The organism is Paenibacillus sp. FSL K6-2524 (assembly GCF_038005525.1).
In the GTDB taxonomy this organism is placed as follows: domain Bacteria; phylum Bacillota; class Bacilli; order Paenibacillales; family Paenibacillaceae; genus Fontibacillus; species Fontibacillus anaericanus.
In genome coordinates, this window is the sequence record NZ_JBBOSP010000001.1 from 4,732,444 (window position 1) to 4,751,497 (window position 19,054).

The following is a 19,054-nucleotide window of genomic DNA, read 5'->3' on the forward strand; positions in this document are numbered from 1 at the left end:
GGGAGCTCTCAAGAATATGAACTAATTCGATGAATGAGGGTTTCCTGTAACTGCTTCAGCAAGCAACGCACTAAACCGATCCAATATAGAAGTTTGTAATAATAAAGACTGAAGCTGTTCCGATTGCCTTAGCAGCACTTCATCCATTAAGTAGTCAAGCACATAGCGATGATTACCAGTGAACGACTCTATAAAGGAGGAATGATCAATTCTCCCCGACATGGAGAGGAAAGCAAGGATCAGACCTGCTGCCCATCCCTCCGTCTTCTCTTCCAATAAAGCAAGATCTTCTGATGAGAGCGCGCGATCCAATGACTTGTGTTCTAGTGCTATAATCTCATTCCTTGTGAACCGTAAATCCAAGCTATCTAGCTGCATCAATTGCGAACGGACTCTTAAGCGTGATAATGGAAATGATGCAGGAAGAAGATACCTGCTCATCAAGATCAGATGAAGATGTGGGGGGGAGATGTTCAAGAAGAAAGCAAATACTATCATGAATATCTGAATTCTCAATCACATGATAATCGTCTAGTATGAGAACCAGTTCATGCGATAGTTCATTCAATTCATGCAACATAAACGAAACCATTGCTTCCACAGATGCACTGCGGGAGGATTGATAAATGTAATCTACCCTTCTTGCAAAACCAGGTGAATACTTATCAACCGCAGATGCTATATAATTCCAGAATCGGTTAAAATCATTATCTACGGATTCCAAGGAAACCCAACATGCTTTGATATTACACTGTGTGACCCAACTACTAACAAGAGTTGTCTTGCCAGATCCCGCTGGAGCAGTAACGAGTGTCAGCCTGTACCTCACACTTTCATCAAGCTGCTCCATTAAACGAGGTCTTGGCACATAATGACTGTTAACCGATGGAATTGAAATCTTGGAAGTTAAGATAGGTGGTCTCATATGAACAACTTTATCCATATTTAATTGTCGATTATTATCCATAAATTAACCTTCTTTCTATGAAAAAAGGTACATCCCTATGAATGATTCGGCATTTTTTGCCAAATTCCTTTGTGATTTGTCCTATTTTAAAATTTCCTATTTCATTACGGGACCTGCACCTTATATGCATCGACATTGAACATAGCCCCATTGATAGTCAATGTGGCATTGTAATAGCCCCGATCACCATTTGGCTTGCATTTATAATCACCAGAACATCCACACACAAAAAATTTAGTCTTGGTGTAACCAGGATAAATGTTATTCAACTTCCGGTAAAACTTATGCCCATGATGAGTAAAAATGGCCAGCACCTTATCTCTCACTTTTACAGGAATTGCCGCAAAAAACTTACTAGTCTCCGCCCCGCTTAACACATGACTAGGATCAACCGTAATCCCACTCACTTTCAAAGGCCAATGGAAATCAATAATATAATAATGCTGATCATCCAAATTTTTCAACAAGCTTATACTAGCTGGAGTGAACTTTCCAAGTGCACAATCAAGCCATACATACTTCACCTTAGCCTGAGTTCCCGGAAAATTCATTTGTCCAGCAACAGCTCCTAAATATTTTGTGAATAAGGGCTGAGTACTTGCCTCCCAATTGCCTATGGATGCTTTATAGGGGATGCTCCCAAGCGTGCTTGTAACCGTATCCTTAAAATCCTTGTAGTAGGCATCTGCGTTATTCCCATGATTAGCTCCCGCTTGTGTGTTATCCCCCCCAAAAATAACAAACTTTTTGTTCCCGCTGCTCACAGCTTTGGGCAGAAGGTTTCTAAAGATGCTTGAACTGTTGCCATACCCCACATGACTATCACCAATAACCGCAAATCCGATGGTCTTGGCTGTTACTTTCGGACTCAAGCTACGTTTGGGTTTACGTTTGGGTTGAAGTTGAGATTTAAGTCTCGCTAGAAGGCCCCGCTTCCTCCCATTAGCTACCTGCCTTTTCACATGAACCACCTCTTTGTAATAGATTAAGTACACCTAGTGTTATTTATATTCGATACAGTTGGGTAACTCTTGGACCTCTCCGAGAGAATGTAGATTAATCGAGAACAATAGACCCTTCGCCTCCTTCAAGGTAAACAAATAACGCGCTGACGAGAGAATGGTTATCTCCTCTCGTCAGCGCGTTATTTAGTAAACCAAGTTTAGCGCTAGTAACTATGATTTCGCACAACTTGCTTTAGTAAATGAAAATCTCATCTAAAGGCTTTCCGTCACAATGATTAAAATCAATCCCTAAAATTTTTGCCATCGTAGGGGCTATATCTACCATTTCAATATCCCCGATGTGATAGTCATTTTTAACTTTATCTCCGGAGACAACCACGTTACATCTATAATCGTCTTTATCGGGAGAATAGCCATGAGTCGCATATTTAACGTCTTGCTTGTCCAAATCGACAATCGTTGGTTCATCCATGCTCTCATCGAAACAATAACCTCGCTTAGCTTCAAGCATAAACTTTGTGGTTTGGCCCACATGAAAATGATTCAGTTCATCTCTAGCATATATTTTTTCTATTCCAAAAGAGTCATCTTTCATATAATCACCAATAACAGCTAATGCTGATTGTTCAGCTTCTTCATCACCCTGTTTGATATGCAGGTAAGCCGATCCGCCCCCACACTGAAAATAAGCTCTCCACTTCATTTCGCCGTTGTCTTCATAGATCAGACCTTTTTCCTGCAGAAGGTTGTTCAAATGTACTTTGTATCTAACATTGAACTGTCCATGATCCCCCAAAACCAAAAAAATTGTATCATCTTTTATACCTGCTTCATCGACTGCCTGCATAATATCGCCAAGCCTTTTATCCATACGTGTGACTACCTGCATTACTTCGTCGCTGTCAGTCCCATAAGCGTGCTTGGTATCATCCAGATCAATCATATGCATCATGAGCAGATTAGGTTTTTTGCGCTTAATCGTTTCTATAGCACACTTGGTTGTGAAGTCATCCAGAAAGGGCTGCTCAATCCCTTTTCGAACCCGTCCGTATTTCAGCTCCATCTCGATACAGTATAAGGGACTACCACTTTTCAATATCTTCAGTGCCTGATTTTCGTTATTTATGGCTCTGATTTCAGGTATATTGTATTTGATTGAGGATTTACCGGATACCGGCCATAGGATTCCGGCTGTGCTCAGGTTATGTTCGCGCGCAGCATCGTAAATCGTGGGCACCTTTATATCATTTCTAAACCAGAACCAGCTTTGCTCCTCTTCCTTAACAAACGGCTGAAGCGGATTATTGTGATGTATGCCATGTTTATCCGGATATACACCGGTTGCTATTGTAGTGTGCACCACATAAGTGAGCGTGGGATACACACTTTTCAATTTATTGCTATGCGCTCCGTTTTTAATTAATTTCGATAAGTTTGGAAGACGGCTTGCCATTTCCCATTGGTCTTCTGAAAAGGCATCGTATGAGATGACGATCAGATGTTTGGCCATTGCCGTTTGTTCTGTAATTGATTTCATAAGGTTACCCCTTGTCTATCTCAAGTTCAGGCTGCTCTTTAGGTAAAGTTATAAATACGAAAAATCCAGCGATAAATAGTGGAATAATTGCTAAAATACTAAATTTTGCATTGCCTGTTAAGGTTGTTGTTAAAGACATCACAGCAGGACCAACAATCGCCGCGAACTTGCCAAAGATATTGTAGAAGCCAAAGAATTCATTCGAATTTTCTTTAGGAATAATCTTCGCATAATAAGATCTACTGAGCGCTTGAATTCCGCCCTGAGCAGATCCAATTAATACACCCAGAATAAATATATGCCAAACTGAAGTGATAAAATAAGCAGCGATACAGGAAATGATGTATGTAAAAATGCCCACGATGATCATCGTTCTAGCTGAATATTTTTTGGCGAGATTACCGTAAAGGATTGCACAAGGAAAAGCAACGATCTGGATGACTAATAAAATTCCCAGTAAGCTAAAGGTGTCCAAGGCATCCGTACCCAAAACTGATGTGGCATATGGAACCACCATTTTAATGATCGTATCTACCCCATCTATATAGAGAAAGTAGGCAATTAAAAAAACAAATACTACTTTATGTTGTCTGACATTCTTGAATGTGTCTCCCAATCTTTTAAAGCTATTAATAATCGGTTTTGGTTCAGGTTCAATGTAATATCTCTGCTGCACATCCTTGATCATAGGCATGGTCAACAATCCCCACCAAAGGGCAGTAATTATAAATCCAATCTGATAACCGATCGATTTATCCATCCCCATAAACAGAATCAATAGTAGACTGATACCAAATGGAATGACGCTGGCGATATATCCAAAAGCAAAACCTTTTGAGGATACCTTATCCATCCTTTCATCAGTGGTTATATCCACGAGAAAGGAGTCATAAAAAATATTAGCTCCAGCAAAACCTATGACTGACAGGATATAGAATACAATCAATAACTGCCACTGTCCACTCGCAGGTGCAACGAACGCCAGTGAAGCTGTAGCCAGTACGCCGATCAAAGAGAAAAATACGAAGAAGCGCTTTTTCTTATCCTTATAATCTGCCATCGTCCCTAAAATCGGACTAAGAATAGCCACCAGAATACTTGCAATCGAATTAAAATACCCCAAATCCATGCTGTTGTTTACATTCGAAAACATCCCAAATACGATAGGCAGTAAAGCAGTTGTAACCGCCATGGAATAGGCCGAATTGCCGCAGTCATATAAAATCCATGATTTTTCCTCTTTGCTTAGTTTCATCTAACAGCCACCTTTTCACCTAGTTGTTACTGTTATATCACTTATGCATAAGAGGCGTGTTAAATTAATGTTAAACTACATATCGACACTCAAACTATCCTTATAAAGCTTGCCACCGCTTTCTCGACATATAGGCAAGTAATAGCGCACCAATACCGATTAGAATATAAATGAAACTCATGCTCCAGGCATTCAATCCGACACTAGCTACCCACGAGTCTTCCGTTGTCCGCACCTCGCCCATAAAATTGAGAAAAGGCATTTTGTTAAATGGACCCAGATACCAGATGATCATGTACAGCACTTCAAAGGTTCGATTCGTCTTCGTCAGTACACCAGAGGCTAGAGCTAAGCTTGGGATCAAAATGACACCCGCCACCCAATACGCCAAAGCTTCCACATTCCCCTCCAAAATGAACCGTATGGCCATGCCGCTCCCTGTTAGACAGGTCAGCATGACAGCGGAAACCCATACTGCTGATAACTGCCTTATGACGAATCGGGGAGTCGAAGCAACTAGATCATATGTCTGATGGCGTGCTTCTCGACTTCCTATGCCCGACCATAACATCAGCGGCCAAATCCAAGCTATCGGTCCTATCATCCCCTGTGAGGCAGATGATGCAGGCAAAAGGATGCAGAGAATGATTAAAATGCTTGTTATCCCGAACCAAACCATAGAAGCACCGCTCATCATCAAGCGCCATTCTGCAAACACCAAAGCTAGGAAGGACTTGCGGACTTTCACCGGAGTAAGATCAGCAACTTGAATGCTTTGGAACGATTCCCCCTTATCATTATCGATCAAATCGGCGACCGCAGGATCCCTAACTACCTGCTGACTGCTTCCACTCTCTTTCTTTACCTTAATTGAATCCTCCTTAAAGCCACGAAACAACAAGGTTGCCCCCATAATGACTAAGAAGGCCAGAATGAAATACAAGGCTCGTTGTTGCATGATTGCTGCTGTCCATTCTACGCCTTGCCATTCGAACAGCTCTAGTGGTTGCTCTAGAACGAGAATCCCAATACTATAGGAGCCCGTAAAGTCCGGGTGAATCGACACAACCTCATTCATCATATCTGACGTAATGATTTCCGTTCCAAATGCCGAAAAGCTAGTGCTAGTACCGATAATTATATACAGAAAAAAATAGAGTACATTCCCTAGCCCTCCTTGCAGAACTGGCCTTGTTTCGAACAACACGGCTAAGGCAGCAACGACAGCCATGACAGGCAACGCCATGAATACAAATGGAGACAGCAAATGCCACAGCTCAACTTGCATCACCTCTCCCCTTACCACCTGCATGATCAGAGTGACGATTAAAATAAAGAATACGATAATCGATAGAACAGCGAAGTTGCTGAGCGCCTTCCCGAGTAAGTAGTGGAATTTTTTCACCGAGGTCGATGCGATGATTTGCCCGACTCGGGTCCGTTCGTCCCTTAGAATGCTGTTCTTCACCAAATAGAATCCAAACAAACTGAGGAATAAGGTCGTGGAGAGGGCGACGGCTCCACCTACCCAGGCTGAATTATAGATCCCCCGATATTTGTCAAAATAAAGCGTTACGAATCCAGCATCCGCGGGAGGTACGAAGAAATAAGCAACCAGCATGGTGATGCCCAGTGTGACTAAAAAGGAATATTGTCTGATTCTTTCGAGAAGATCAGCACGGGCAATATGATAGATCGTACGAATGCCATTCATCCTAGACCTCCCCCTGCTTCATCCTGATGTAGAGATAGGCATCTTCAAGAGTGGGATTCGCTTCTATTGCTTCAGGTAGTGGCGGAACATCCGAGACGATACGAAGCTGCAAGCCATTATCCTGCCTTATTGTACCGCTGATTGTCCATTTGGCCCGGGCATTCTGAATCTCTTCATCCGGAATGATCACGGACCAGACCTTTCCTCGAACACTGCGTAAGAGACTAGCTGGATCGGAGTGAGCCAGCAGTCTTCCTTCGGATAGAATAGCAATCTGATCTGCGGTCGCTTCAATATCTGATAGGATGTGTGTGGAGAAAACGATGATTCGATCCCCAGATAAATCTGTCAGCAAGCTACGAAACCTTACACGCTCTTCCGGGTCTAGTCCAACAGTTGGCTCGTCGATAACCAGCAATCGCGGATCATTAAGAAGAGCCTGAGCAATGCCAATCCGTTGGCGCATACCACCGGAAAAGCTGCCGATTGAACGCTTCAGCGCATGATGTAAGTTCAGAAGCTCCAAAAGCTCCATGATTCGCTTCTTCGTCTGGCGTCCACCCAAGCCTTTTAAAGCTGCTGCATATTCCAAAAATTCGATAGGGTTTAAGTGAGGATACACACCAAAATCCTGTGGCAGATAACCAAGCATCTGCCGCAGTTCATCGGGTTCTTTCCTAATATCGATCCCATTCCAGGTAACTGTTCCAGTCGTTGGTTGCGATATGGTCGCAAGAATACGCATAAGTGTTGATTTGCCAGCGCCATTTGGACCTAGCAAGCCCACTATTCCTTTTTTCATATGTAGATTCATTTCCCGTAACGCCCAGACGTCACCTTTATATTGTTTACTCACTTGTTTAATCTCCAGCTGCATGTCCTTTCCCCCTCATTCTCTACGTACTATAAGAGGTTGTTCAAAAAGTCCGCTTTTGATCACGAAGTGTCTCAAGAAGCTGATTCGGCATCGAATCTTGAATTCAGCCGGGCCTTCCGGTGCTCACGTACCCACTACGTACGTTCCGCTCCTCTGTCCCTATCTTCATCCAAGCTTCTTGGTGCTGAAAACCGACCTTTTTGAACTCGCACTATAAGAGAAATTGTAGAGGATGAAAGTAACATTCAGGTAAACGACAGACGAATTCTAGGCTAACTTTACAGCGGGAGCATGACCGTTATACTTGTGCCGACGTTAACAGTGCTAGTCACACGAATGTCTCCTCCATGAGCCAACACCAGCTGTTTGGCAATCGCCATACCAAGTCCCGTCCCCTCCGAGCGTGAATCGGTAGTCGTCCCTCGGTAATATTTATTGAAAAGACCTTCCAATGACTCCTCGTCCATCCCAATTCCATCATCGGTAATCCTAATGTTTAGGTGAGTAGTTCGCGTGATTTGGATGTGGACCTTCGTCCCGGCTGGATTATGCAAAATGGCGTTAAGCAACAGATTGTTTAGCGCCCGCCCAAGTAACTTGATGTCCAACAGCTTCTCCAAATAGGGTTCGTCGGCTTCAAAAGACAAGTTATAACCAACAGCCCTCGGATCATTGGCCACATCAACCATTATTCTTTTCACATATTCAACGAGGTCCGTTGGTTCCAAATTTAGAGGGAGCTGTTGGTCATCCATTCGAAAAGATAAATTCAAATCGCCAATGAGCTCTTGCATATGATCGGCTTTATGCTCAATCTCCATCAAAAACTTCGTTTTTTCTTCCGTATTCCATTCATAGTGAGGGGTAAGCAGCATAGAGGAATACCCTTTAATATAGGTGAGCGGGGTTTTTAAATCGTGGGAAATACCAGCAATCCACTCTTTTTGCATGTTATCGCTATGGCTTCTAGCCTCCTTGCTTGTCTCTAAGACATCCGCTAAGGTATGTAATTGAACAATTAGCTCTTTATATAAGTGATAGGGTCTCTTTAGCTTTTTTTTGTTTCTGGAATAAATTTTGCGATGATGATCTGGCTCCACGTATATACCACTGGCCAACCGATTAATCCAACCTATGATGTAGAATAGCGGCTTCCCTATCGTCCAGCCAAGAAATAGCACAAAGAATACGATAAGGAGGAGCATGCCGTTCAGCACGAAAGCATCCTGCCTATCCCCCTCCTGGGGCAATAGCCATTCTATTAGAACAAAAAGCTCTATGTTTATGAGCACGGCTAGAAGAACCAGACTTAGGGTTACATGAATTGCAAGACGAAAGATGAGACGAAAATTAACCTTCATGAGCAGATCCTTTCTTCGGTGGAAGGAACTTGTAACCGATACCCCGCAAATTTACAATAAGCTTCGGATCAGCCGGATCTGCCTCCAGCTTTTTTCTAAGTCTTGATAGATGGATAACGACTGTTTTCTCATCCCCCATCAGCGCCTTCCCCCATACTTGCTCATACAATTGAAGGGCCGTGAACACCTGGTTTGGATTCTCGCACAGAAAAACGAGTAACTCGAATTCTTTGGCTGGGCAATGAATATCGGTTCCATTGACCATCACCTGAGCAGAAGATTTATTCACAACAAATACACCGTAATCAAAAATGTTTGATTTATGTAGGACACGTGGTTGATACAGACTTTGCCGACGTAGATGAGTCTGGACCCTCGCAACAACCTCAAGCGGGTTGAAGGGCTTGGTGATATAGTCGTCCCCACCAATGCCGAGCCCCATTAATTTATCCAAATCACCCGAGCGTGCAGTCAGGAATAGAATCGGAACCGACGTAAGCCTGCGGATGTCTTGGCACAAAGCAAAACCATCCGTATCGGGCAGCATTACGTCGAGCACGATAAGATCAAATGAAGTAGCCTCGACTCGGCGCAAAGCCTCGCTTCCTGTAGTCACTGTGACAACTCGTTCGAATCCTTCTTTTTTCAATAGAGTTTCCAACATAATTAATAGACCTTGTTCGTCATCAACCAATAAGATAGTCTCGCTACGCAATCTTACCCCTGCCTTTATATGTATAATGTAGAACGGAAGTAGCCTCGGATAAAATAAATCTCTTTCCTCACATTCTGCATCTTACCATATAAATCCTCTGTTGGTGGGCGGTGAATATAACATGTAAAAAACATGAGCACACCCAGCATAGTTAGGAACCATCGCTAAATTAAATAGAATTAGATAATTCAAAGCAAGCCTCGAACCCATACCGGATTCGAGGCTTTTTATATACCAATCATCATGAACTCGTTATGTTTCCGGTAGCTTGTGCGCCTGCTCGCTCTGTTGCAGCATTTCCACCAAGTAAGGGTTCAAGAATACACCCGAAGGATCAAGCTCTTGTCGAAGACGAAGAAATGCATCCCATTTCGGATATACCAAACGGAGCTGCTCCGCGCGCATCGTGTGCATCTTGCCCCAGTGCGGTCTCCCTCCATGCTGTCTGCAGATATCCTCTACTTTGGCAAAAAAATCAGCATACTCCATCCCCCGATACATATGTACAGCGATATAGGCAGAATCACGTCCAGTCGCCGGACTGAGCCATACATCGTCTCCCTGTACATAGCGGCACTCGATTGGAAAATGAACAGCAAATCGATACCGATCTACCGCATTACGTATTTCCTCCAGTACGATTCGCATGCGATCTGCCGGTACGCTGTACTCCATTTCGTTAAACCGAACGAGCCGTGGCGTCGCAAAAATGCGGTGACTATACCCCACTTCTTGTACATCCGGTACACCTGCTGCCGATAATCGGCTTATCGACTTACAAAGACGCGGAATGAAGCGACAGCACTCCGACATAACCCAGAACAACGCATTCTCCATCAGCAAGACTTTCCAATAACTCCATCGGCTTGGCGTTCCGGGGACCTCATCCGTCTTATTGGTTAGTTTTATTTGAGCGACATCCGTATAAGGGAACCAGTAAAATTCGAAATGACGGTTTTCCTTTTTGAATAGATCCAGCTGCTCAAGGCATTGGGAGAATGGTATTTTGCGACTTGTATAGCGAAGCGCATACGAAGGCACAACACGTAGCTTCACCTTCACAATAATCCCGAACATCCCTAGTGACACCTGCATCGCCCGAAAAAGCTCTTCGTCCTGCTCGGCTGAACATTCGATAAATTCCCCAGTCGCTATCACCACCGTCAAGCCTACCGCTTGAGTTGCGAGGCTCCCGAGCCGCGCTCCCGTCCCATGTGTTCCGGTACTGATCGCTCCTGCAATGGATTGCGCATTAATATCGCCTAGATTCTCTTGCGCAACGCCAAAGGCATGCAATTCTTCCCCGAGTCGGTCCAGTTTCGTTCCGCCCCACACTTCAGCAATGCCCTTCTCCGAATCAACAGCAATCACACCCTGCAATTGATCCAAGGAGACCAATACATCATCGGTCTGGACTAGCCTCGTAAATGAATGTCCTGATCCCACGACACGCAGTTTCCGTCCTTCGGCGGCGCATGTCTTAACAATCTCAACCACCTCTTCTATGCTGGCAGGATATACGATACTACTCGGCAATCCACGTACGAGTCCTGACCAATTTCGCCATTCTTTCGTGTTTCGCTCCTTCAAATTTATAGATAACATAGCCCGTCCCCACGATATGTCGTCGTCTCACCAACGATACCGTTATTCGAAATGTAGTAGAGATGTGTGAATCGTTCACATAACTCCCCTGCTTTGCTATGACGCATAAAGATTGGATCGCCGAGTTCTAGCTCTTCAGGCCCGTTGTAGCGAATCGGCGTCTGGACTTCGCCTGCCCCTTCCATTGCAAGGAGTGAAGCACCTTGTGGTAGGTATGGACGCGGCAGTTTGTCGCTGCCTCCAGCTCCCGAAGCCGTGTACCCACCGCCTAAGCAGGTGTAGAGATCACCGCGCGGCTGACGCACGATCTCGATCGCATATCCTGCGGCGGGAAGCAAAGTAAAGTCCCGGAAGTGGTCAAATAGACCGGGCGAATAAAACCCCGATCCAGCCGTGACTTCGGTGACGACTGGCTCCACGCTACTTGTATGAAGACTGCCCGTGCCACCTGCATTCACAAACCGCAGTGGAGGAAGGCCCATGCGCTCGATCGCCGCGACTAGCTCCGCCCGCCGGATAGCGGCTTCACGGATCGAGCGGCGCTTGAGTAACTGCACGAACGCATTCTTCAGAGCCTGCCTCGGCACACGGTCGCCTAAGCCTGCAACCTGCGCTTCGTAACCCATGAGCCCCTCGAGCACGACATGCTTCGACTGCGCGATGCGCTTGATGAGGTCAAGCGCTGCATCTGTGGAGCGTATAGGTGAGCGCCATACACCGAAATGCAACCCCGGGACATCTATCGACAAATCGATGTCCACACAGAGCGGCAGCACCACGCCGTACTTGGCGGCTGCCGCTTCCGCCTGCTCGACATGTGCCCTGCAGTCGACCATCAGCGTGATGTTGCACCCTTCACGCTGATGCATCGCGACGGACGCGAGCTGGCGTGCGTCCACCGCTGGATAGCCCAGCAGCAAGTCAGTGAATCCTTGCTCCGCGAGATAGAGTGCTTCGGGCACCGTGAAGCACATGATCCCCTGAAACTGCGCATTTTCCTGCAGAATGCGCCGGAGCACATCAACAGAACGAATCGATTTACTCGCAATGCGGATTTTCTTCCCACTCGCCCGCTGAAGAACGCTCTGAATATTCTGCTGCAGCATATCCAGATCAACAAATGCAAATGGCATCGGAATCCCGGTGCAAACTTCTTTATAGTAACGATAATCACGCACTTAACCCGACCTCCCTTATAGGGTAGATACATAATTTCTTGTACTATTAATATTCTTACAATAGAGAGATAGTCCATTATTTCGGGCTCTCACAAGAGTCAATTACGGGATTAACCATTGGCTTGGGTTACGAGAGCACTACCCCGCCCGATCTTATTCCCAGATGTATGTATCAAATGTCCTATCACTCGCTCCTTCATAGAACAGAGATTTCTCATCGAAATAAACAAAAACTCTCCTGTATGGTTCCAAATGGAATCGCATAGGAGAGTAGGTACAACATATTTATCTCACCGCTTCGCCTTATAAAACTCATGATAGAGCTTCATGAGCGCACGCTTCTCAATCCGAGATACATACGAGCGAGATATGCCGAGCTCTTTGGCGATTTCGCGTTGGGTCCGTTCTTCTCCCCCATGCTCCAACCCGAATCTTCCTTTAATCACTTCCTGCTCCCGTGCGTCCAAGATATCGAGATTTCGGTAAATTTTACTCTTCTCCATCTTCAGTTGCACCCGGTCAAGAACTTCATCCGCCTCCGTACCCAGAATATCTATAAGGGTAATCTCATTCCCTTCTTTGTCCGTTCCGATTGGGTCGTGCAGCGAAACATCCTTACGTGTTTTTTTGAGTGAACGAAGGTGCATTAGAATTTCATTCTCAATACAGCGAGCCGCAAAAGTCGCCAGTTTCGTACCTTTGTTTGGGCGAAAACTCTCAATGGCCTTGATCAGTCCGATCGTCCCAATCGAGATTAAGTCCTCCATATCTTCGCCTGTGTTATCGAATTTCTTGACGATATGCGCCACCAGCCGTAGATTATGTTCAATCAGCAAATTGCGAGAGATTGGATCACCTTCGGCCATCCGCCCCAGGTGCTTCGTTTCCTCCGCTTCTGTCAATGGCTGGGGAAAAGCATTGTTCTTCACATACGACACGAGCAGAGTCAATTGTTTAATAAATAACGCAATGGCAGTAATTAATCCAGACAAAGATGACACCTCCTGCTGAATAACAATGCAACAACCTTTTACTTTTACCTTTTCTGGTCTTTTCATTGTATGTGGGCGGGTGCCTATCTGTGCATGTACGGGAAAAATCAAAGCAAATGTATTTAGTTTTATATTACCTACTTTTCGTTTGTTCATTTTTCATCTGAATTAACTATTCGATTGAGATTAGCAAACACCGATACAACATTCTTATAAATAAGTTCCTCAATGTCACCATAATTTTATAAGAACAGTATGGATCTAACAAACCAAAATGATGTAGATAAGTCTACACTCCCCATGTAAAAAGCCTTAAGGTAAAAATCACCTTAAGGCTTGGCTTTATATTCAACAATTTCATCATACTTATAGTTTTATTACAATAATCAAAAACGTTCCATAGTTAAATCAATATTTACGGAAAATGCAGCTTTATTACCATCGGCAGCAGAAATCATTAATGAAGAGGGTCCGGATTTTTCAGTTTCTCCCGCGATATATATATTTTTTTGTGATGTTCTACCAACACCATCTGTTACAACTGTTCCATTTTCTTGTACTTCACACCCAAGCTTCTCAGCAAATTGATTGGGACGATAAAAAGATGGAACAACAAACCCACCTGATCTTATGATCGTTTCTCCTGATACAAATTCAATTTTTTGTAGATAACCGTCATCACCTATTAAGTTTTTTATCGGCTCCGATTTTATTTTGATACTGCGTTTTTGTAACTCTTGAACTCCTTCTTTAGATAGTTCAACTCCATTTGTTATGACAACTAAATCCTTCGACCAGTTATAAATTAATTTAGCCATATGCAGTACATGCTCTTCTGTTTCTGCCATTACAATTAATGGCTTATCCCTTAGCTCCCAGCCATCACAATAAGGGCAGCTAAAAAGGCTTTTTCCATAATAATTTCTTACACTTTGAATAGAAAATACCTCTTGAATACCAGTGGCTAATATAATCTTTTCTGTAACAAATTCCTGACCATCCGTTGTTTTGGCGATAAATAGTTCATTACCAAAATCTTTGGTTATTTCAGTAACTGTTGTATTAAAGTAAGATACAGATGGATAATTATTCAATTCATTTAATCCGATCTCTTTAAACTCTTGTGGTATAATGCCATCCCGAGTAATAAAACCATGTGACTCATGTGTAACTCTATTCCTATTTGTTCCATTGTCAAATACAGCAATTTTCCTTCTAGCTCTTCCTAAAGTTAAACTTGAGCTTAATCCAGCTGGACCTGCTCCAACAATAATACTATCAAAAATATTCATATCTCTCCATCCTTTACTTTTTAATTGTTATCGACCAATTAACGACTTTAATACTCTTTAATGTCTATAATGAGAGTAAAAAGCGTGGCTTATGGAGCCTCTGTCATTTGTTTAGCTATATCAACTATTTTTTGATGTTTTAAATCATTCAACATCCTTTCTTCTGCAGAGATCATAACCTTTTTTATCAAACACTCAGGATTATGATCTAAACAATAGTCAAATAAGGATGTAGGACCTTCAATTGCCTGAATAATATCTAAAAAAGATATACTCTCCCAATCAGGTCTTAACTTATACCCACCATTAGCACCAGAAACTGATTCTACCATTCCAGCCTTAACAAGCTTAGTCAATATTTTGGACAAATACGTAGTAGAAACCTCTTGACGTTCAGCGAGCTGATGCACACCTACATGTTTCTAAGGAGTAGCAACTGCTAGAAATAACATCGTATGAAGTGCATAATTCGTTGCTTTTGAATATTTCATCTTTATAGTTCACCACAATTAGAGACATTACAAGTCTACTATATCTACTTATTTATTTTTAGTCAAGCTAATTGTATTTTATAACTACTAAGTACTATAGTTTCCCATTTAGGAGGCATTAAAAAAAACCTCATATAAGGCGTTGCTGCTACACCTTATGATCCGGATGCGATATAAAAAAGATCGTCAATAGACGATCTCCTGTTGTTCAACTAATGTTATTATAATATTACACATTGTACATTTAAATTAGCCTTCTAGAATAGTTGACTCACTGTTTGAATTGTTAGCTTTATCTCTCAAATTCAAGCGATTTCCAATGACCTTGAGGACTTCCATGAGAATCACAGCTGTTAATGCAAGTCCTGCTGCAATTGCCCATTCACTCATTCCGAATGAAGCAGGAATTGAGAAGATTCCGCGAACAGCTGGTAGAACGGTAATTCCATATAGCACTAAGCAAAATGCTACAGCGTAAATAACGTACTTATTGCTGAAAAACCCAGCGCCTATTGCCGTTTTCACATTAGAACGAGCAGCAAAGGTTTGAAGCGTCCGAGCCAATATCAAGGTTGTAAAGGCCATAGCAACTCCCATTTCTGAAGAGATCTGCATACCCACATATTGTGATATAATGACGGCCGCCCCAATCAAGACGCCTCTAACAATGATTGACCTTAATGTGTCTCCCGAGAAAATACCTTCTTTAATATCACGCGGTTTATTTTTCATAACATCAGGCTCAGCTTTTTCCATACCGAGTGCGATCGCTGGAAGCGAGTCATTAATAAGATTAATTAATAATAGCTGCAATGCTGTGAAAGGATTAGGGAAATTGAAAAGAACAGCGAACAGGATGGCGATGATCGCCCCTAGATTACCTGCAAACAAATAACCAATCGCTTTCTTAATATTGTTGAATACAGTTCTACCGACACCAACTGCACTGACAATCGACACGAAATTATCATCGGCAAGAATCATAGCTGAGGCGTCTTTAGCAACGTCTGTTCCACTACCCATCGCAATACCAATGTCAGCCTGTTTCAATGCAGGAGCATCATTTACCCCATCACCAGTCATCGCTGTAATATGACCTTTTTTCTGCCAAGCACGGACGATTCTGATTTTATTCTCTGGGGATACTCGTGCATAGACTGAGATATTCTCCAGCTGTTGATCAAGCTCCTCATCGGTTAATTCATCAAGTTCTTGTCCTGTCAGAGCAATATCATTTGCTTCTACCAAGCCGATCTCCTTACCAATGGCTTGAGCGGTAGTTTTGTGATCACCCGTAATCATAACGGTACGAATTCCGGCACTCTTGGCACTTTTAATGGAATCATATACAGCTTCTCTTGGCGGATCTATCATAGCGGTCAGTCCAACTAATACAAGTCCATTCTCATCTTCCAAATCGATCGACTGCTGATCAGTCGAGAGACGTTTGTAACCATACGCTAGAACCCGAAGCGCATCATTAGAGAATTTTTCATTCGTTTCGCTAAAACGGCGCAAAATCTCGTCAGTGATTGGCTCCTCTTTTCCATCCAAGAACACATAATCACAGCGACTGAACATCACATCAGGACCGCCTTTGGTCAGCATCAACTTTGTATCCCCGATCATATGAACGGTAGACATCAATTTTCGATCAGAATCAAACGGTAATTCTGCTTCACGCGCATATGAATTTCGAATTTCACGGTAATCTTTATGATTTTTATTACTAAAAGCAAGTAAAGCAACTTCAGTTGGGTCACCGATTTCTTGTCCATCATCCGTAATATGCGAATCGTTACAGAGTACGGCGATATGCATCAACATTTGCTGCGCTTCGTTCCAATCAATCGGGTTGTCCGAAAATGGTGCATTTGAGCTACCTGGCAGGAAGTGTTTCGTTACTGTCATTTTATTCTGAGTTAACGTACCCGTTTTATCCGTGCAAATGACACTAGTCGAGCCGAGTGTTTCCACAGCCGGCAATTTACGGATTATCGCATTCTGTTTCGCCATTTTTGTGGTACCTACCGCGAGAACAATCGTAACAATAGAAGACAAAGCTTCAGGAATAGCAGCGACGGCAACCGCTACAGCAAACATAAATGCATTCAGAATACCTTCACCTAGATTTGTACTCTCCGCACCAAACCAAATGCGAGCTGCTTCCACGGCAAAAATAACAATACAAAGGATGAGAATACCAATGCTGAGCTTTTTACTGAAATCATCCAATTTACGTTGCAATGGTGTCTGTTTTGCTTCAGCAGAAGCAAGCATATCTGCAATTTTTCCGATTTCTGTATGATTTGCCGTTCCGGTAACAACAAATGTACCGCGCCCATAAACCACGAGCGAACCGCTATACACCATGTTATGTCGATCTCCAAGAGGTGATTCTCCAGCTATAGCTGCTATATCTTTGTCGGCGGCTTCCGATTCACCCGTCAACATACCTTCATTTACCTTTAACGATCTTGTCTCTAGCAGCCTTCCATCAGCAGGAACGTAATCACCTGCATCTAGGAGAACAATATCACCATGAACAAGTTCTCGCGCTGAAATCGTCATATTTTCATTATTTCGAATAACCTTTGCGGAAGGAGCAGACATTTTACGTAATGCATCTATGGAACTTTCCGCTTTACGTGTCTGTATAACACTGATCACCGAATTCATGAGAAGGACCGCAAAAATGATTAACGATTCAACAACTTCGCCCAAGATCAGTTGAACTAGAACTACAACCATTAATATAATAACCATAGAATCTTTAAATGTTGCTAAGAAAAGCTGCCAAGTGGGTACTTTCTCTTTGCTTTCAAGCTCATTGTAACCATTTTTTACAAGTCGCTCTTGCGCTTCAACAGTGGCCAATCCTTCCTCTGTAACCTTCATCTTCTGCAATACTTCTTCAGTGCTTGAACGGTAATACTCCACTAAAAAATCCCCTTTCCTTAACTCTGTTTATTCTGTGTTGATAGGTTTACGAAAGAAGCGTCAAGTATTTATGTGTGAGTTAATAAAAAGTAATCTTTTTGCACAACCTTTAATTTCCACACAAAAAAGCGAGACCTTTGCCATAGTTAATGGCAAAGGTCTCGCTGAACAATTTCTTGTTAATAAAGCCGAAGTATTAATTCTAGTAATTAATAACATGTATTGACGACTTTATTTTGAAGTAATAGTCTACTTCAACGCTACTCCCCTTTGAAACAATAATTAATGATATCATTTTAAATTATTTGATGCAAATAAATAGATACACAAATTAACTCGTTATTTATTTGAATCTTCCATATTGCTTGGCATAAGAAACGATTCGTTTGTATGTTGTTTTATCCTTCATGTTCTTTAAGGGATAGAATTGAGGTCTCGTATTCACTTCCAAAATCCACGGTTTGCCCTTAGAATCCAAGGCAACATCCAGTCCTAATTCCTTGAATCCTTTTTTATGTTGATCGAAGTTTTTCCCTACGGATACACCCAACCCCTTCAATCTTGTTTCCATTAGTTCGATTTCGGCTGTACTGTAACCTGCACCAGACATTGTTTGATGAAAATAACCGATTTTACCGCCTTGATTATAGTTTGTAGCTACCTTACCTGTCTTTCCAATTTTCATAAAAATAGCACTACTAACCCATGTGCCTTTGTTCGTCTTCTGAACCATGACACGAATATCGAAGGGTTTGCCTTTCGTTCTAGCCAGATCAATTCCATGCTGCAGCAAAAATGATTTTTTATTTGAAAAGCGATACAACTTATCATACAAACTATCTATAGTAGAATAAGTAGATTTGACTGTATTGTATTGAATTTGGTAGTTCTTCTCCTTTCTTTTGATTCGAATAATATTAAATCCGCCCGAGCCGCCCGTTGGCTTGAAATACACAGTAGAATAAGAAGAAAGCATCGTGATCAAATTATCTCTATTAAAAAGCATAGTTCTAGGAACATACTTTCTTAAATCCGAATGCTTTAACAGCCAGCTGTTTTTTTCCCATTTACTTTTTATTGATGTGCTCCTGTATTTCAATATTAAGACCTCCTAACCTATCCTTTGCTTAGTGTATGAATGAGGAGGATAGCTTGGCACCGCTCT

Annotated in this window: 15 protein-coding genes and 1 pseudogene; all 16 read right to left on the reverse strand. The window is 42.7% G+C overall.

The features are described from left to right. Positions 1–21: 21 nt before the first annotated feature. Positions 22–378 carry a hypothetical protein gene (locus tag NST85_RS22030; protein ID WP_341190417.1) on the reverse strand — a complete coding sequence of 119 codons (357 nt, stop codon included), beginning with the start codon at positions 376–378 and terminating at the stop codon, positions 22–24. Further along, positions 365–967, reverse strand: a complete 603-nt coding sequence (locus NST85_RS22035; RefSeq protein ID WP_341190418.1) for an AAA family ATPase — start codon at positions 965–967, stop codon at positions 365–367. The genes NST85_RS22030 and NST85_RS22035 overlap by 14 nt, the downstream gene beginning before the upstream one ends. 104 nt (positions 968–1,071) lie before the next feature. Beyond that, the gene (locus NST85_RS22040) at positions 1,072–1,929 is read right to left on the reverse strand and encodes a metallophosphoesterase (protein ID WP_341190419.1); all 858 of its coding nucleotides are present in this window, start codon (positions 1,927–1,929) and stop codon (positions 1,072–1,074) included. 235 nt (positions 1,930–2,164) lie between these two features. Beyond that, positions 2,165–3,469, reverse strand: a complete 1,305-nt coding sequence (locus NST85_RS22045; RefSeq protein ID WP_341190420.1) for an alkaline phosphatase family protein — start codon at positions 3,467–3,469, stop codon at positions 2,165–2,167. A gap of 4 nt (positions 3,470–3,473) precedes the next feature. After that, positions 3,474–4,724 carry an MFS transporter gene (locus tag NST85_RS22050; protein ID WP_341190421.1) on the reverse strand — a complete coding sequence of 417 codons (1,251 nt, stop codon included), beginning with the start codon at positions 4,722–4,724 and terminating at the stop codon, positions 3,474–3,476. 100 nt (positions 4,725–4,824) lie between these two features. Further along, the gene (locus NST85_RS22055; RefSeq protein WP_341190422.1) at positions 4,825–6,438 is read right to left on the reverse strand and encodes a hypothetical protein; all 1,614 of its coding nucleotides are present in this window, start codon (positions 6,436–6,438) and stop codon (positions 4,825–4,827) included. Position 6,439: 1 nt separating this feature from the next. Continuing rightward, positions 6,440–7,315 carry an ABC transporter ATP-binding protein gene (locus NST85_RS22060; protein ID WP_127194510.1) on the reverse strand — a complete coding sequence of 292 codons (876 nt, stop codon included), beginning with the start codon at positions 7,313–7,315 and terminating at the stop codon, positions 6,440–6,442. 278 nt (positions 7,316–7,593) lie between these two features. Further along, positions 7,594–8,676, reverse strand: coding sequence for a sensor histidine kinase (locus NST85_RS22065; protein ID WP_341190423.1), 1,083 nt, complete (start codon positions 8,674–8,676; stop codon positions 7,594–7,596). Next, positions 8,666–9,391, reverse strand: coding sequence for a response regulator transcription factor (locus NST85_RS22070; RefSeq protein ID WP_341190424.1), 726 nt, complete (start codon positions 9,389–9,391; stop codon positions 8,666–8,668). Before NST85_RS22070 ends, NST85_RS22065 begins: the two co-directional genes overlap by 11 nt. Before the next feature lie 252 nt (positions 9,392–9,643). After that, positions 9,644–10,996 carry a D-arabinono-1,4-lactone oxidase gene (locus NST85_RS22075; protein WP_341190425.1) on the reverse strand — a complete coding sequence of 451 codons (1,353 nt, stop codon included), beginning with the start codon at positions 10,994–10,996 and terminating at the stop codon, positions 9,644–9,646. Beyond that, positions 10,984–12,174, reverse strand: coding sequence for an amino acid deaminase/aldolase (locus NST85_RS22080; RefSeq protein WP_341190426.1), 1,191 nt, complete (start codon positions 12,172–12,174; stop codon positions 10,984–10,986). Before NST85_RS22080 ends, NST85_RS22075 begins: the two co-directional genes overlap by 13 nt. Positions 12,175–12,464: 290 nt before the next feature. After that, positions 12,465–13,166 carry an RNA polymerase sporulation sigma factor SigK gene (sigK, locus tag NST85_RS22085; RefSeq protein WP_341190427.1) on the reverse strand — a complete coding sequence of 234 codons (702 nt, stop codon included), beginning with the start codon at positions 13,164–13,166 and terminating at the stop codon, positions 12,465–12,467. A 386-nt stretch (positions 13,167–13,552) separates the two neighbouring features. Continuing rightward, positions 13,553–14,458 (reverse strand): NAD(P)/FAD-dependent oxidoreductase, encoded by a 906-nt coding sequence (locus NST85_RS22090; protein WP_341190428.1) that lies wholly within the window; start codon positions 14,456–14,458, stop codon positions 13,553–13,555. Between the two features lie 89 nt (positions 14,459–14,547). Further along, positions 14,548–14,949, reverse strand: a pseudogene (locus tag NST85_RS22095) (Rrf2 family transcriptional regulator). Between the two features lie 249 nt (positions 14,950–15,198). Beyond that, a complete protein-coding gene (locus NST85_RS22100; protein WP_341190429.1) occupies positions 15,199–17,889 on the reverse strand; it encodes a cation-translocating P-type ATPase in 2,691 nt (896 codons plus the stop codon). Between the two features lie 343 nt (positions 17,890–18,232). Next, positions 18,233–18,988, reverse strand: coding sequence for a YheC/YheD family protein (locus NST85_RS22105; RefSeq protein WP_341190430.1), 756 nt, complete (start codon positions 18,986–18,988; stop codon positions 18,233–18,235). Between the last annotated feature and the right edge of the window lie 66 nt (positions 18,989–19,054).